16 protein-coding genes and 1 other annotated feature are annotated in these 16,960 nt (G+C 28.1%); of the genes, 12 read left to right on the forward strand and 4 right to left on the reverse strand.

The window, feature by feature from the left end:
* The first annotated feature begins 180 nt into the window (after positions 1 to 180).
* The 4 genes from BLS77_RS14400 to BLS77_RS19960 all read left to right on the forward strand — a co-directional run bounded on the left by BLS77_RS14400 (position 181) and on the right by BLS77_RS19960 (position 4,110).
* Positions 181 to 1,131: an alpha/beta hydrolase gene (locus BLS77_RS14400; RefSeq protein ID WP_089971382.1), complete on the forward strand. Its 951-nt coding sequence runs from the start codon at positions 181 to 183 to the stop codon at positions 1,129 to 1,131.
* 175 nt (positions 1,132 to 1,306) lie between these two features.
* Positions 1,307 to 3,505, forward strand: a complete 2,199-nt coding sequence (locus tag BLS77_RS14405) for a DNA topoisomerase III (RefSeq protein WP_089971385.1) — start codon at positions 1,307 to 1,309, stop codon at positions 3,503 to 3,505.
* Between the two features lie 19 nt (positions 3,506 to 3,524).
* A complete protein-coding gene (locus BLS77_RS14410) occupies positions 3,525 to 3,716 on the forward strand; it encodes a YwbE family protein (protein ID WP_089971388.1) in 192 nt (63 codons plus the stop codon).
* A gap of 250 nt (positions 3,717 to 3,966) precedes the next feature.
* On the forward strand, positions 3,967 to 4,110 hold the full coding sequence (locus tag BLS77_RS19960) for a hypothetical protein (protein WP_167867277.1): 144 nt from the start codon (positions 3,967 to 3,969) through the stop codon (positions 4,108 to 4,110).
* A gap of 80 nt (positions 4,111 to 4,190) precedes the next feature.
* Here BLS77_RS19960 and BLS77_RS14415 read toward each other — a convergent pair whose 3' ends face one another.
* Complete coding sequence (locus BLS77_RS14415) at positions 4,191 to 5,690, reverse strand: sensor histidine kinase (protein WP_089971390.1); 1,500 nt, start codon at positions 5,688 to 5,690, stop codon at positions 4,191 to 4,193.
* On the reverse strand, positions 5,683 to 6,360 hold the full coding sequence (locus tag BLS77_RS14420) for a response regulator transcription factor (RefSeq protein WP_089971391.1): 678 nt from the start codon (positions 6,358 to 6,360) through the stop codon (positions 5,683 to 5,685). The genes BLS77_RS14415 and BLS77_RS14420 overlap by 8 nt, the downstream gene beginning before the upstream one ends.
* A gap of 183 nt (positions 6,361 to 6,543) precedes the next feature.
* Here BLS77_RS14420 and BLS77_RS14425 point away from each other — a divergent pair, with 183 nt between their 5' ends.
* From BLS77_RS14425 to BLS77_RS14435, 3 genes are all read left to right on the forward strand, one after another.
* Positions 6,544 to 7,785, forward strand: coding sequence for a M16 family metallopeptidase (locus BLS77_RS14425; RefSeq protein ID WP_089971393.1), 1,242 nt, complete (start codon positions 6,544 to 6,546; stop codon positions 7,783 to 7,785).
* 13 nt (positions 7,786 to 7,798) lie between these two features.
* On the forward strand, positions 7,799 to 8,437 hold the full coding sequence (gene recX / locus BLS77_RS14430) for a recombination regulator RecX (RefSeq protein WP_089971396.1): 639 nt from the start codon (positions 7,799 to 7,801) through the stop codon (positions 8,435 to 8,437).
* An 83-nt stretch (positions 8,438 to 8,520) separates the two neighbouring features.
* Complete coding sequence (locus BLS77_RS14435) at positions 8,521 to 9,588, forward strand: transglutaminase-like domain-containing protein (protein ID WP_089971399.1); 1,068 nt, start codon at positions 8,521 to 8,523, stop codon at positions 9,586 to 9,588.
* Positions 9,589 to 9,617: 29 nt separating this feature from the next.
* Here BLS77_RS14435 and BLS77_RS14440 read toward each other — a convergent pair whose 3' ends face one another.
* Positions 9,618 to 9,974, reverse strand: coding sequence for a tetratricopeptide repeat protein (locus BLS77_RS14440; protein ID WP_089971402.1), 357 nt, complete (start codon positions 9,972 to 9,974; stop codon positions 9,618 to 9,620).
* 388 nt (positions 9,975 to 10,362) lie between these two features.
* Here BLS77_RS14440 and BLS77_RS14445 point away from each other — a divergent pair, with 388 nt between their 5' ends.
* The 5 genes from BLS77_RS14445 (at position 10,363) to BLS77_RS14460 (ending at position 16,452) form a co-directional block, all read left to right on the forward strand.
* Positions 10,363 to 11,310: a carbohydrate kinase family protein gene (locus BLS77_RS14445; RefSeq protein WP_089971405.1), complete on the forward strand. Its 948-nt coding sequence runs from the start codon at positions 10,363 to 10,365 to the stop codon at positions 11,308 to 11,310.
* 208 nt (positions 11,311 to 11,518) lie between these two features.
* Complete coding sequence (locus BLS77_RS20595; protein ID WP_278336674.1) at positions 11,519 to 11,650, forward strand: CPC_1213 family protein; 132 nt, start codon at positions 11,519 to 11,521, stop codon at positions 11,648 to 11,650.
* A gap of 17 nt (positions 11,651 to 11,667) precedes the next feature.
* Positions 11,668 to 11,835: a hypothetical protein gene (locus BLS77_RS19965; protein WP_167867273.1), complete on the forward strand. Its 168-nt coding sequence runs from the start codon at positions 11,668 to 11,670 to the stop codon at positions 11,833 to 11,835.
* 195 nt (positions 11,836 to 12,030) lie between these two features.
* Positions 12,031 to 12,298 (forward strand) — a binding site (T-box leader).
* 471 nt (positions 12,299 to 12,769) lie between these two features.
* Positions 12,770 to 15,412, forward strand: coding sequence for a valine--tRNA ligase (locus tag BLS77_RS14455; RefSeq protein WP_089971410.1), 2,643 nt, complete (start codon positions 12,770 to 12,772; stop codon positions 15,410 to 15,412).
* 497 nt (positions 15,413 to 15,909) lie between these two features.
* Positions 15,910 to 16,452: a GNAT family N-acetyltransferase gene (locus BLS77_RS14460; protein WP_089971413.1), complete on the forward strand. Its 543-nt coding sequence runs from the start codon at positions 15,910 to 15,912 to the stop codon at positions 16,450 to 16,452.
* Between the two features lie 65 nt (positions 16,453 to 16,517).
* On the opposite strand, the gene BLS77_RS14465 is transcribed toward BLS77_RS14460, so the two are convergent.
* Complete coding sequence (locus BLS77_RS14465; protein WP_089971414.1) at positions 16,518 to 16,949, reverse strand: hypothetical protein; 432 nt, start codon at positions 16,947 to 16,949, stop codon at positions 16,518 to 16,520.
* Positions 16,950 to 16,960 lie beyond the last annotated feature (11 nt).

Here is a 16,960-nt window from a genome sequence, read left to right on the forward strand (position 1 = left end):
AACAACTTTAAAACCAATATTAGAATAAACTATTTTAATGAAATAGTTATTAATATTTCTAGAGAATAACTTAAAATATTATAATGATTGCACCTATTTTAATTTTATAGTGAAAATATTTGACAATCAAAGCATGTTTTGTATAATTATATATAATAAACAAAGGATTTAGGAGGAATTATGATAAAGAAAAATAAAATAAAAATAGCTATAATATCATTAATAATACTATTCGTAGGTATAACATATATTGTTGGGAAGATGGTTTATGATGGGTCTATAGGATCTAAACCAGAAGTTTCAGTGCAAGCAATGGCAGAATATTATGAATCTAACGAGGACAAGCTCCTAGAAAAACTGGCTAATTATAAACAGGAAAAGAAACTTATTAAAAGTGAAAAAAACGGATATGATATTGAAGTTTTAAATATAAAATCAAATAAAGAAACAAATAATTCGATGATAGTTGTTCATGGAATTGAGAGAAATTATCATGATGTATTAAATACAGCATTTAACTACTTAGAAAATGGTTATAATGTAGTAGTATATAATCAAAGACAAACTGGAAATACTGGTGGAGACAATTACACTTTTGGATTATATGAAAGATTTGATTTAGATTCAGTTGTGGATTATACAGCAGAAAGTTATAAAGATGGACTTCTTGGGGTTCATGGATTTTCAATGGGGGCGGCAACTGCAACTATGCATACAGAATTAAATGAAGAAAAGAAAAATGTTGATTTTTACATATTAGATGCACCATATCATACAATGAAAAGTGGAATAGAAATGGGTATAAAAAGAAAAGATATACCTTTACTACCTGTTGAGTATGCAACTTTTGCAGGGAGTGTTTATGCAAAGATAAAGTGTGGGTTTTCATATAATGATGTTAAACCATTTGAATCAGTAAAAAACATAACAACTCCAATAATGTTAATACATGGAAGTGAAGATGATTACACATCAGTAGCTGGAAGCAAAATTATATATGATACAATACCTCATAATAAAAAGGAGTTATGGATTATAGATGGATTAAAGCATTGTGAGGCTGATGATATAATTGAAGAGGAGTATTTTGAAAGAATATATAAATTTATAAGGGGAAAAATTAAGAACTAAAGCATATTAAATAAATATAATTTCTTAATAAACCTATTATGAATAAAAAAGCCTATATAATTGTGAAATCTCATATTAATGTTATAATAAAGAGACAGTATAAATTTTAAAATAATTAAATTAGAATACTAAATAACAAGTTATAGAGTGTTTTAGAAAGAAAGGATATAAAAATATGGGAAAAATTTTAGTTTTTGCAGAGAAACCAAGTGTAGGGAGAGAACTTGCTAAGGTTTTAAATTGTAATCAAAACAAGGGAAGTTATATAGAAGGAAGTAAATATGTAGTAACATGGGCACTTGGGCACTTAGTTGGGCTTCAAGACCCTGAAGACTATGATGTAAAATATAAAAAGTGGAGCATGGAAACTCTTCCAATGATTCCAAAGCCAATGAAACTTACAGTACTTAAAAAAACATCTAAACAATTTTATGAAGTTAAGAAATTAATGCTAAGATCTGACATAGACGAAATAATAATTGCAACTGATGCAGGGCGTGAAGGTGAACTTGTAGCTAGATGGACAATAGAAAAAGCTGGAGTTCGTAAACCAATAAAAAGATTATGGATATCATCACAAACTAATAAGGCTATTTTAGATGGGTTTAAAAACCTAAGACCTGGTAGTGAATATGTTAATCTTTATAAAGCGGCTGTATGTAGAGCAGAAGCCGATTGGGTTGTTGGGCTTAATGTAACAAGAGCATTAACTTGTAAATATAACGCACAATTATCAGCAGGTAGAGTTCAATCTCCAACACTTGCGATGATAGTTCAAAGAGAAGAAGACATTAAAAGCTTTAAACCTAAAAATTATTATACAATTACAGCTAAAAACAATAATGTTTCACTTCAATGGGTAAATAATAATAACACTCAAAGTATTTTTGAAGAAAGCACAGCTAATAATATTTTAACTAAGGTTAAAGGAAGAGATGCAAAAGTAGTTAGTGTTACAGAAAGTCTTAAGAAAAAATTATCACCAGCTCTTTATGATTTAACAGAACTTCAAAGAGATGGTAATAAAATTTGGGGATATTCTGCAAAACAAACTCTTTCAATTATGCAAAGACTTTATGAAAACCATAAGGTACTTACATACCCAAGAACAGATTCAAGATATATTACAACTGATGTAGTAGCTACATTGCCAGATAGGTTAAAAGCAATATCAATAGGGGCTTATAGAGCTGCTGCAACTCAAATATTAAATGGTAGAATTGTAGCAAATAAAAGTTTTGTGGATAATAGTAGAGTATCAGATCATCACGCTATAATTCCAACAGAAGAAAGACCAAATTTAACTAACCTTAGCACTGAAGAAAAGCATATTTATGACTTAGTAATTAAAAGATTCTTAAGCGTAATGATGCCTCCTTTTGAATATTTACAAACAAACATAGAAACTGAGATAAATGGTGAAAAGTTTGTAGCTAAAGGAAAAGTTATAAAGTCTAAGGGTTGGAAAGCAGCTTATGATAGAGAAGATATGGAAGATGGTCCTAGTGAAGACGGGTTAAAGGATCAAGTCCTTCCATTATTAAAGAAGGGTGATACGCTGGAAATTAATTCAGTAGATTCAAATAAACTTCAAACAAAAGCACCAGCTAGATTTAATGAAGGAACTCTTTTATCTGCAATGGAAAACCCTCAAAAGTTTATATCTGTAGATAAAGATTCAGCAAGAACTCTTGGAGCAACAGGTGGGCTTGGAACAGTTGCAACTAGAGCAGACATAATTGAAAAACTATTTAACTCATTCTCATTAGAAAAGAAGGGTAAAGAAATAGTTCCAACAGCAAAGGCAAAACAACTTATGGAACTTGTTCCAAGTGAACTTAAATCACCATTACTAACTGCAAAGTGGGAAGGTGACTTAGAAGATATAAGTAAAGGACGCAAGGATGCAGAAAAGTTCTTAGTAGATATGAGAAACTATGCAACTGCATTAGTACAGAATGTTAAAGTTAATGGAAACAAGTTTGTTCATGAGAATATTACAGGTAAGAAATGTCCTAGTTGTGGAAAATATATGTTAGAAGTTAAAAATAAAATTGGTGTAATGAATGTATGCCAAGATAGAGAATGTGGACATAGAGAAGGGGTAAGCAGAACTACAAATGCTAGATGCCCAGAATGTAAAAAGAAGTTAGAACTTAGAGGGCATGGAGACGGTCAAATATATGTTTGTCCAGGAACTAGCTGTAACTTTAGAGAAAAAGCAGTTCAATTTAACAAAAGATTTAGTAATACGGGTAAAGTTGATAAGAGAGAAGTAAGTAACTACATGAATAAGATGAAAAAGGAAGCTGAAGAGGGGCTAGATAACCCATTTGCAGCATTACTTGGGAATATGAAATTTGATAATAAATAAAGAAAGTGAGATATAAATTATGGATGGAACAAATAGATCAAATATAAAAATTGGCGGGAAAGTTTTAGTTGTACAAAAGCAAGATCAACGTAGTGGGAAATTAACAGAGGGACTAGTTAAAAGAATACTTACAAATTCAGCAAACCATCATCATGGCTGCAAAGTTATGCTTGAAGATGGAATTGTAGGAAGAGTGCAAAAGATATTATAAAATATTATAAAATAAAATGTTGGTATAATTTATCAACATTTTATTTTTTTTTAGCTTTATAACGTAATAATGTTTTTCTATAAGGTAGAAAATAATAAAAAAATATAATTAATTTTCAAAAAAATAGAAATAATTTACAAATAATGAGTATAATATATGTATAGGGTTCTTTTAAAATGTACATGATACTTTTTACTGTTATTTTTTTCAGTTCCCTAATAAAATATATCATGAGATACGGAGGAATAAAATGGTGAATATAAACAATACTAAGATTGTTATATGTAGTAAATGTGGAACTGAGAATGTTGTAGATGATAATAATAAATTTATATTATGTACACAATGTAAATCTATAAAAAAAATAAAAGATAGCAAAATTGAATGTTATTAGTGCTAGGATAAGAAGCTCTCTTAACATGAAAAATAAAAAAAAGTAGTCGATTAAATAAAATCCACTGCTTTTTTTATTATTTATTCACAATCACTAGAGTCACCTTTACTTAGAGTAAAACTAAAATCTACACCTGAATTTGTATTTTTAATAGTATAAGCACTTTTATGTAGATTTAGAATTCTTTCAACAATTGATAGTCCAAGCCCTGTGCTATTATCGGTTCTTTTTCTCGATTTATCAATTCTATAGAATTTAGAATAAATATTTTCAAGTTCGTCATTAGGAATTGATGCCCCTGTATTCTCAATAGAAATTAGAAAATCAGAATTTTTATCAATTACAGATATAATAACTGTTTCTCCACTTGGAGTATATTTTAAAGTGTTTGTAAAAAGATTAGTTAACACCTGATCAAGTTGAAAAATATCACCGTTCACATAAGCATATGGAATAGTATAATTAAAAACTACTTTAATTTCTTTTTCTTTAAAATTAAGAGTGTGTTTATTTATAATTTTATTAATAAGTCTTAATATATTAAAGTTTTCAATATTAAGTTCAATAGTTCCTGATTCTAATTTAGAAAGCTCTAGCATATCTGAAACAAGTTTACTCATTTTATGAGATTCATCAATAATTGTTTCTATATATAAATCTAAATCTTTTCCAGAAACAATACCATCTTTTATTCCTTCCGCATAGCCCTCTATAATTCCAATTGGAGTTTTTAATTCATGGGATACCCCAGCAACAAAATCTTTTCTAAGGTTCTCAAGTTTTCTTTCTTTATCAATATCATCCTCAAGCTTTTTGTTTTTATTTTTTAAATCTGTAAGGGCATCTTTAAGATTAGAGGATAAAAAGTTTAATGTTTTACCAAGATATCCTATTTCATCTTCAGAATTAACTTCACACTTAGCACTAAAATCCATAGAAGACATTTTTATTGCTACCTTGTTAATTTTAAGAAGAGGCTTCGAAATAAGATTAGCATATAGATAGGCTAAAAAAATTCCTAGAAGTAGAAATCCAAAAATTAAATATTTATAAAAATCTCTAATTACAAGAGCCGCTTCTTCTATTGGTTGAGTAGGGGATACTGAAATAATTAATGAATCATTATCCTGGGATAATGACATAGGAGCTATTACTCCTATTTTTTTATTGTCACTACCAGCATTTTTAAATACTGTAGTTTTTGTTTTGTTAGAAGATAATACCTCATTAATTAAAGCCTTATTGGATAAAAGTTCGCTACAGAAAGCTGTAAGTGTTTTAGCATCTTCATTTTGATTATCTCCACCAGCTATATAAATACCGTTTGTAGAGAAAATAGCTATTTTTGAGTTATTTCTATGTTCGTAGTCAGTTAAGGCTTTACTTAAGCTAATATTATCAGATATTTGATATGCATAAAGGGTTCTGAAATTATTCACTTCATGAACTAGTTGATTAGTCTTCTTTGAGAAATAAAACCTTTCAAAGAATAATAATTGAAATAATATTGATGATACAATAAGAGTAAGAATTAGTCCGAAAGTAATTGTGAATATTTTTTTAGAAATACTTTTACTCATTATTGCCCTCGAATCTATAACCACTACCACGAACTGTAATAATATAAGAAGATTTTTCCTTAAGTTTTTCTCTTAATCTCTTTATATTAGTATCAACTGTTCTAATATCTCCATAATAATCGATTCCCCATACTTTATCTAAAATGATATCACGTGATAAAGCTATACCTTTATTATCAGAAAGGTAGGTTAATAGCTCGAATTCTTTAGGGGATAGGTTAATTATTTCATTGTTTATTTTCACCTCATGAGATAGTTTATTTATAGTTAAACCGTTAAAGTCATTTGTAATTGAAACTTTATCTTCAGAAGTTCTCTTAAGCAGTGCTTTAACTTTAGCAATAAGTACTTTGGGTGAGAAGGGTTTAGTGATATAGTCATCTGCACCAACTTCATAGCCAAAAAGTTTGTCGTCTTCCTCACTTTTGGCAGTTAATAAAATAATTGGCACATTAGAAACCTCTCTTATTGTTTGTAAAACTGTAATTCCATCAACTTTAGGCATCATTATATCAAGAAGTATTAAATCTACCTCATTTTCTTGAAAGGCCTTAAGACCTAAATCTCCATCCTCGGCTTCTATTATGTTAAATCCTTCTTTAGCAAAATAATCTCTAAGAAGAAATCTAATTCTAAGTTCATCTTCAATAATTAAAATATTTTTACTCATTATAGCCTCCGTTAATAATATGTATTTGAAATGTTACTTAAGCTTAGTATATTATAATATAATGTCAAATTGAAGACAAATATATTATTATACTTTATTTTAGTTAAATATATATGGTTTTTAGTATATAATGATAGTATAATAATAAGTCTAAAGAAAAATTAAAGGAATGGGTGTATATACATGTTAAAGTTAAATTTTGATGTCAAAAGACATTTTTTAGATAATGGATTGGAAGTATTAACTATAAAAAAGGATACTCAAATAGCGTCAGTAAATGTTGGTATTAGTGTAGGATCTTTATATGAAAATAAAGAAGAAAAAGGGATAGCACATTTTATTGAACATATGTTATTTAAAGGAACAAAAAAGAGAAGTTATGAAAAAATTAATGATGATTTAGAACTTTTAGGGGGAGAGTACAATGCATATACTGATTATGCAGCCACTGTTTACACTATTAGCTGTTTAACAGAAGAAATTAAAAATGGAGTAGAAATTTTAAGCGATATGATAATAAACTCTGCCTTTATAGAAGATGAAGTAGAAAAAGAAAGAGGAGTTATTTTAGCTGAAATTAGGACGAGTAAGGATGATATTGAGGATTTAAGTTTTAAGAGAATTAATGAAGAAGCTTTTGAAAATAGTCCATTAAGATATGATGTTGCAGGTCTTGAAGGAAATGTAAAGACTTATAGTAAAAGTGATTTGGAAAAATTTTATAGTAAATATTATGTTCCAAATAACGCAGTAATAACAATAGTGTCATCTTTTGACCATGAAGAATCTTTACAAACAGTTTTAAAGTGGTTTAGCCCTTGGAAAAAAGGAGAAGATATTAAAAGAGATATTATAGAAGAAAAGAATATAGAGAAAATAGTAACAACAGAAAAAGCCAATATAGAGCAAAGTACAATAGTGTATCTATATACTTTCTATGACTTAGATAAAAAATATGAATTGCCTCTTAGGATATTAAATCATAGACTTGGAGAAAGTGCTAATTCGCTATTGTTTAGAGAAGTTAGAGAAAATAAGGGGTTAGCCTATGATATTTATACAAACTTAGATATGACTAAAAATGTTAAAACTTTATATATTTATACAGCAGTTGGAGAAGATGATGTGGATGGCGCATTACAAGCTATAGATGCAACTTTAGAAGGGATAAAAAATAGAAGTATACCTATTGGAGATAGAGATTTAACATTAATGAAAAAGGTTCATAAAACAGCAGTAATTTCTACTTTAGAAGATCCATCAGAATTATGTAACTATATACTTCACCAATCTTTAGAGGGAGAAGATATACATGAATTTGTAAAAGATATGGAGAGATTAAATAATTTAGATACTAATAAAATTTATGAAGTTTCCAAAGAGGTTTTAAAAAATCCTACAATTCATATATTAAAATCATCTTAAGGTGGCAATAATTATGGGTATAATAACAAAAATAGAAGCTCAAAAGAGAAATAAAGAAAGAGTTAATATTTATATTGATGAGGAATATGCATTTTCTTTAAGTGCAGAGATTGTTTATAAACAAGGTTTAGTAGCTAAAATGCAGGTAGATAGTGAAGCTTTAGGTAATCTCGCTGAAGAAGAAGGCTTTTTAAAATGTAAGGGTTCAGCCCTTAGAATAATTGAGAGAACTTATAAAACTGAAAAAGAAATAAGAGATAAACTACTTTTAAAAGAATTTGATATTGATTCAATTGAGAGAACGATAGAGTTTTTAAAAGAATATAATTTACTAAACGATGAAGACTATGTAAGAATGTATGTTAAAGATAAAATGAAAAATCAAGGGCAAAATAAAATAAAATATGCTCTTATACAAAAAGGTATTAGTGAAGAATTAATTAAAAAAGAAGTTTCTAAATTAAATGAGGATTCACAAAAAGAAATAGCTTATGACCTTGCAGTTAAAAAATATAATTTATTAACTAAAAGAGAAGATGATAAATATAAATTATCACAAAAAATCTATAGGTTTTTAACAGCTAAGGGATATGATTATGCTATTGTGGGAGAGGTTGTTAAAAAGGTTGTTAATTCAAAGGAACTATACTAAAATAAGAAATCTTCAAAAAAATATATACAAATAGTGTTTTTTAAAATATCAAATATATTTTAAAATGACTAAAGGAGAAGCTAATGAAGGGTAATTTATCATATGTTTTATGTTTTGCACTATTATTTATTGCAATTAGAGGAAGCGTAAAAGAATCATTAGAAGGGCGTAACTCAAAATATGCCTTAGATAGGTTAGTATATTATTTTGCGGTTTTTATAACATTTTTAATTATGATGTTGAGTCTAGATAAACTATATATTGGTATATTAAAAATTAGTAGTAATTATTTAAATATAGTAAATATAAATAGTAATATAGTAAAAATAGTGGGACTTACATTAGTGTTTTTATTAGGTCAATTTATAATTTACAAAATATTACTTGTGTTATCTAGTCCATTGATTAAAGCGTATTCTCTTTTCTTATCTAAAGGAAAAGGTAGAATAATAATATTCTCTACTATTTTTGGGTTTATTAAGGGCTTAATTATTATATTAATTTTATTTATTGGAGTTAGTGCTTTTAATAATACTGTTGGTATTAATAATAATATAAATATTTTTACAAATATAAAGGGATATAATACAGTTCAACAACTAATGGCAACTAATAGACCTGTAATTTCTAATGAAGAATATAAAGAGTATTCACAGTCAGGTGCAAATATAATAATCTATTATAACGGAGTTACTTTGGAAGATGGGATAAAATCAACAGATAAAATTGATAAAAAAGCAGTTGATTTAGTTAAAAATATTAAAACAGATAGGGAAATAGCTAAAAGACTATATGCTTGGATTGGATCAAATGTAGAATATGATTTTGATAAAGCAAATAGAGCTTTAAGCAATGATAATTTAAGTAATAGCGGAGCTATAGAAGCCTTTAACACAAAGAGGGGGATATGTTTCGATTACGCTTGTCTTTACGTTGCTATGGCTAGGAAAGCAGGACTAAAGGTGAGAATAATTACAGGCCAAGGGTTTGATGGTAAAAATTATGGACCTCATGCGTGGAATGAAGTTTATATTGAAGAGGAAGGTAAATGGATTAATGTAGATCCTACTTTCTATTTTGCGGGAGATTATTTTGATAATAAAGATTTTGATAAAGACCATATAAAAGAAAGTGTAGCTGGAGAATGGTAAGATAAATAGTAAAAACGTCATAACCTAGGTTATGACGTTTTTTTATTTTTAGACATAATTAAATTAATTGCTTTTTCACAATCTACATCCTTGGAATCTAATGACCAAGCCATGTTAAAGTAAATTAAGGCTTTATTAGTATCTTCTTTCATAGCATAGCAATAAGCTAGGTTAAAGAAGTATTTACTTTCTTTTTGAATAGACAGAGCATTTTTTATCATTGCAATAGCATTATCAAAATCTTTAAGTTTTATAAAGCATACACCAGAATTATAGCAAGAACAGGCCTCATTTTCACCAGTAGCTATTGCTTTTTTATAATGTGTAAGAGCTTTAGAATATTCTTTTGTGTTATAAAAATTATTGCCTTCATTAAAGTTACTCATTTATACCTCCAAATGTTTAGAAAATTTATAAAATACATTTAGATTATAGACAGTAGTGTTATTTTATATTCAATTATATATATTTAATTTTAAATTAGAATAGTACAAAGTTTCATTAATAACTTAATAAAAATGTGAAAAACTAATAAAAATAAAAGAATTCGACATAATTATTAAATTTAGCTTTATTTTTTTGCATTCCTCTACTATAATATATTTAGGTTTTTTCTTTAGGTATTTAAAATAAATTTACTAGAAGAGTGGGTTGATATTTATTTTAAGCATCTTAAAAAAAATAACTAGTTAATATATATGATGCTTTGACTCGTTATTTTTTAGGTGCCTTAAGAATACTTAGTAAAGAAAAATAAAAATCGGGAGAGATAGTATGATTAATAACAGTCCGTACATATTAGTATTAGGAGTTTCTATAGTAGACATAATAGGATTTAGTAAAAAAAATTATAGCTCAAAAGATTCTATTCCTGGAAATATTAAAATCTCTTTAGGTGGGGTTTGTAGAAATATATCTGAAAACTTAGCTAGAGTTAATGTTAGAACAGAGTTTATATCTATTTTAGGAGATGACGATCAAGGAAGAAATATTATATCCAATTCAAAAACTATTGGATATAATATGGAACATTCGCTTATTTTAAAAAATGAGGTTACTCCAACCTACATGGCAATTTTAAATGAACATGGAGAAATGGAGTCTGCAATAGTTGATATGGAAAGTTTAGATAAAATGGATAAATCATTTATAGACTCTAAAGCAGATATTATCTCAAATTCAGAATATACTATTTTAGATTCTGATAATCCAGAAATAATGGAATATTTATTAACTAATTTTAGAGATAAGACTAATTTTATATTAGATCCAGTATCTGCAACTAAAGCAGGGAAAATAAAGCACTTAGTCAAATATTTTCATACAATTAAACCTAATAGAATAGAAACGGAAGTATTATGCGGGTTTGAAATTAATAGTACAGATGATATTAGAAGAGCAGGAGAATACTTTTTATCTCTTGGAGTCAAAAATGTATTTATAAGTTTAGATGAAGACGGGATTTACTTTACTAATGGAACTGAAGAAGGGAAAATTGCATGTGGTAAAGTGGAGGTTAAAAATGTTACTGGAGCTGGAGATTCATTTGTAGGAGGCATAGGCTATGGATATATGAAAAACTATTCTTTAAGAGATACAGTTAAATATGCTATAGCAATGTCGGTAATTACAATATCCCACGCCGAAACGATAAATCCAAATATGAGTGAAGAGTATGTAAATGGATTTATGAAAAAAATGAATTGGATAGAAGAATTTTAAATAGTAACAAAAAGGGGACATTGCTTAAAATAATTTTAAGCAATGTCCCCTTTTTATCACAAAGAAGCTTCGAAAGCTGTGGCTTCTTGGTGATCACATATTGATATTTAAAGCACTTTCAAAAAAATCCATTAATAAACTATTATGTTTTAAATTTAATAAAATAAAAAAGATGATATTTGTACAACATAATACCGAGGTGATAATAATGGGTAATAAAATGATAAAAACAAAAAAACAACATAAAAATGTAAGTCATAATCCACAAGTAGAAAGTGTAAAAGCTTGCTTTGGAGAACCAAAAGCTAAAACCTACGATCCTACAGATTTTAAAATCTAAATTGTGAGGTGTTAAATATGGATAATAATAAAGGTAGATTAAAAGAAAGACCAAAATCAAATGCAGAAATGAGAAAAATAAAGCCTAATGATAATTCAGACCTTGGAATAATTGATGGAGAAAAAATAGGGTCACATGCACAGGGGAAAAATCCAGATAAAACCTATGAATGGCTTAACAAGTAATTTTAAATATAGCAGAGAAAATTTATTGTTTCTATTTAAAAAAAATAAAACGTTGATGAAAATCGACGTTTTTTATTATTATAATATTTAAGAAAAATATTATAATTTATATATGCATTATTTCTAAAAAAAAATAACAGGAATATTGACAAATTAAGTTATATAGAATAAAATATTATTACAAAACTATATATTTATAAAGCAGTGATAAAGAGGAGTAAGGAATATAGAGTATTTAGAGAGGAAGGTTTTAGCTGTAAGCCTTCTATACAAAGTATCCTGAAGGTAGCTTTTGAGTTTCTTTACTGAAATTAAGTAAGTAAAGACGGCTTTCTTAGTCGTTATTATATAAGAGCCCATTAAAAGTAAAATTCATTTTATATTTTAGTAGAGTAATTAACTATTAAATTTGAAATCTTTTATTTAAGGGAAAAAAGGTGGTACCGCGGTCTTCGTCCTTTTGTGATGAAGGCTATTTTTATGTCTTAATTTAAGTCATACTCAAAAAATATGACTAACTTGCGCAAGTTATTTTAAGTTTATAAAAAATAAATTAATACATAATTTCAATTTGAAACTATATATTAAAAATACTGGTACCCAAAAAGACTAAATTCTATTAAAAAAGGTAATAATCTAATTATTATTAGAAGATATAGGTTAGAGAATACAAAGTAAAATTTAAAATGAAATTAATAATGGACCTTCAACCGTATTAATAAACTTAAATTTATAAGTTGATTATATGAAAATATAATAGTATTCAATAATTTTAATCAATAATATAAATATGATTAATGACTTGTTTAGTAGTTTAAGGGCTCTTAAAGAATCTGATTAGTTATTTTTAAAAAACGCCCTAATTTAAAGGCAATTACTATAAATAATTACATAAAGACACTGTTTTAAATCTAGATAAAGGAGGGATATATATATGTCAGAAAAGAAAAATATATCTACAACTTATGATCCTAAGGAATTCGAAGAAAGAATCTATAAAAATTGGGAAGAAAAAAAATATTTCTCGCCGGAAATAGATAAAAGTAAGAAGCCTTATTCTATAGTTATGCCACCACCAAACATAACAGGTAAGCTTCACTTGGGTCATGCACTTGATAATACTCTTCAAGATATGCTTATACGTTTCAAAAGAATGCAAGGATACTGCACTCTATGGCTACCAGGTCAAGATCATGCAAGTATTGCTACTGAAGTTAAAGTGGAAAACGAACTTCTAAAAGAAGGTTTAGTTAAAAAAGAAATGGGTAGAGAAGCATTCCTTGAAAAAGTATGGGAATGGTCTGATGAGTATAGATCAACAATAAGGCAACAACTTAAAAAAATGGGATGTTCTGCTGATTTTACAAGAGAAGCTTTTACAATGGATGAAAATCTTGATAAGGCAGTTAGACAAGTGTTTGTTAAGCTTCACAATGAAGGCTTAATTTATCAAGGAAATAGAATAACTAATTGGTGTCCAAAGTGCCAAACAGTACTTTCAGATGCTGAAATAGAATATGAGGAACAAGATGGTCATTTTTGGCACATTAACTATCCATTAAGCGATGGATCAGGTTTCTTAGAAATAGCTACAACTAGACCAGAAACAATGCTGGGGGATAGCGGAATTGCTGTTAACCCAAATGATGAAAGATATAAGCATTTAATTGGTAAAACTGCTATATTGCCACTAGTTAACAGAGAAATCCCTATAGTTGGGGACAATTATGTTGATATAGAATTTGGAACTGGAGCAGTTAAAATGACCCCAGCTCATGATCCTAATGATTATGAAGTTGGCAAGAGACATAACTTAAGAGAAATTAAGGTTATGGATGAGAAAGGTGCTATAAACGAACAAGGTGGCAAATATCAAGGGTTAGATAGATATGAAGCTAGAGCTCAAATTGTTAAAGATTTAGAGGAGCTAGGATTGCTTGTTAATATTAAACCTCATACTCATAATGTAAGTACTCATGATAGATGTGGTACTTGTATTGAACCAATGATTTCAAAGCAGTGGTATGTTAAGATGGAATCTCTTGCAAAACCAGCTATAGAAGTTGTTAAAGATAAAAAAACTAAGTTTGTTCCTGAAAGATTTGAAAAAACATATTTTAATTGGATGGAAAATATTCAAGACTGGTGTATTTCAAGACAATTATGGTGGGGCCATAGAATACCTGTATGGTATTGCCTAGATTGCGGTGAAATAATAGTGGCTACTGAAGCTCCATGCAAGTGTACGAAATGTTCTTCGAAAAATCTTAAGCAAGAGGATGATGTATTAGATACGTGGTTCTCATCAGCATTGTGGCCTTTCTCAACTTTAGGCTGGCCAGATGCTACAGAAGATTTATCATACTTCTACCCAACTAATGTTTTAGTTACTGGATATGATATTATATTCTTCTGGGTTGCTAGAATGATATTCTCAGGACTTCACAATATGGGAGAAACTCCATTTGATACTGTATTAATGCATGGTTTAATAAGAGCTGCAGATGGTAAAAAAATGAGTAAATCTCTTGGTAATGGAGTAGATCCACTAGAAGTTATTGAAGCTTATGGTGCAGATGCTTTAAGATTTATGTTAGTTACAGGAAATTCACCTGGAAATGATATAAGATATTTACCAGAAAGAGTTGAAGCTTCAAGAAACTTTGCAAATAAAATCTGGAATGCATCAAGATTTGTTATGATGAACTTAGATAAAGAAGTTATGGCAAAATACAAAGATGTTACAGATTATAGTTTAGCAGATAAGTGGATTTTATCTCATGTAAATACATTAGTTAAAGAAGTTACAGAAAATCTAGATAAGTATGAACTTGGAATTGCTATGCAAAAAGTTTATGACTTTATGTGGACTGAATTCTGTGATTGGTATATAGAACTTGTTAAGCCAATATTATATGGAGATGATGAAAAGCAAAAGGGAATAGTTTATAATGTATTAAACACAGTATTAATTACAGGATTAAAATTATTACACCCAGCAATGCCTTTTATCACCGAAGAAATATATACTACTTTAACAGATGGTGAAACAATAACAATTTCTGCGTGGCCAGAATATAACGAAGATATGAAGGCCGAAAAAGCAGAAAAAGATATGGAATACATTATCGAAGCAATAAAGGGATTAAGAAACGTAAGAGCTGAAATGAACGTTCCTCCTTCAAGAAAGGCTAAAGTGATAGCTTTTGTAAATGAAGAGGCTAAGGATGCCTTTAAGGCGGGTAGTAGCTATATAGAAAAGTTAGGATCAGCATCTGAAGTTTTATTAATTATAGATAAATCTTTAGTTCCTGAAAATTCAGTATCACTAGCTATTAAGGGTGGAGAATTATTTATGCCACTTTTTGATTTAGTTGATAAGGAAAAGGAAATGGATAGACTAGACAAAGAAAAGAAAAAGCTAGAAGGTGAGATTGAAAGAATTAATAAAAAACTTTCAAATCAAGGATTTTTAGCAAAAGCTCCAGCGTCAGTAGTTGCAGGAGAAGAAGAAAAGAGAACTAAGTATCAAGAAATGCTTGATGCGACACTTGAAAGAATAAACTCTTTAAAGTAAATCATTAGATTTAGGTGGAACCTGTGAATGCTATACAACAACATTTACTAAAATAACTTAAAACTAGAGAAAATTTCGAAATAAGCTGAATGCTATACAACAAATATTATTTATGTTTATACGAAATACTATTAAATGAAAATCTATCATTTAAAGCATATAAAAAAGCAATCCATTCATACAGGTAATTGTTTTTAGAATGTGTTTGATATAAAATTAAGTGTCAGATAAAAGGCAGCTAAGGCCCTAAATACTTATTTATATAAGTATTTAGGGCCTTAGTTGTTTTTAGCATGTTAAAAAACAATGTAAAGTGGAAGTACACATTGGATTATTTTTTTGTGAAATGACTTATTTACATAATAATATATATAGGGTATAATTTACAGTAATAAAAATCTATAGATTATATATAGGATCTTAAAAAAATAACTAGTAAGAATTTTTGATTTATTATTTTATTTCAGCTTATATATATTGAAAAAGGGGGAGAAAAAATGTATAAAGGAAAGCTAGTAGAACTTAGGGCATATAAAGAAGAGGATATAGAAATTGCTACTAATTTTATAAATGATGAAGAAATTAAAAAATTCTTGTGTCTAGGGGTACCTTTTCCAATGACTAAATGGGAAGAGGAAGCATGGGTGAAAAGTAGAAAAGCAGGAGCGGATTTTACTTATGATTTTGCTGTTTGTGATTTAAAAGATGGAAAATATATTGGTGGGTGTAGCATTAATGAAGCAAACATTAAAAATAAAAATTGTACTATAGGAATTATGATTGGTGATAAGGATTATTGGAGTAAGGGGTATGGTACAGATGCGTTAAATATACTTATAAAGTTTATATTTGAGGAGTTAAACATGGAAAAAGTGAAACTATCTGTATTTGGATTTAATGAAAGAGCAAAAGCATGTTATAAAAAAATTGGATTTAAAGAAGAAGGAACATTTAAAAAAGAAATATTTAGAAATGGAAAATATCATGATGAAATAAGGATGGCCATATTTAGAGAAGAATGGCAGGATAAAAACATATAAATTTTATTGAAATCTAAAAAAAGAGTTGTTGTTAATTTTTAATAACAACTCTTTCCTTCGGAGTGCTAATACATTTCAATTATGGTATTAGCTATAATGCTTTCTGAATTAATTTTAAGAACTTCTTCTGCAAGTTTTAATATATCATAAACCTTCATAAAATTATTTGGTAATGTTCCAAACACAAGAAGCCATTCTTTGTATTTAATATCTGAGCTTAGATTAGTGGCTGTAAAGCTATGAGTAAAGGCTAACTCTTCATAACATAAAGGAGTTAGTATAATAAAAATATAATAAGATATTAAATAGTGACAATAGGCCAATTCATCAGTTTTATTTTCTTTTTCTAATTTATAAGATTTATTTATAAGCCAAAAATACAAATTGCTTTGAGTATAATAATCTTCCGATTTTAAAGCTATTAGTTTTTCTTCATCGATACAAAACAAACTAACAGTGTTAAGCTGTAAATCAAGTATGGTATTTAAATTGTTCATTCAATTTCTCC

It is taken from the genome of Clostridium gasigenes, from assembly GCF_900104115.1.
GTDB classification, from domain to species: Bacteria; Bacillota; Clostridia; order Clostridiales; family Clostridiaceae; genus Clostridium; species Clostridium gasigenes.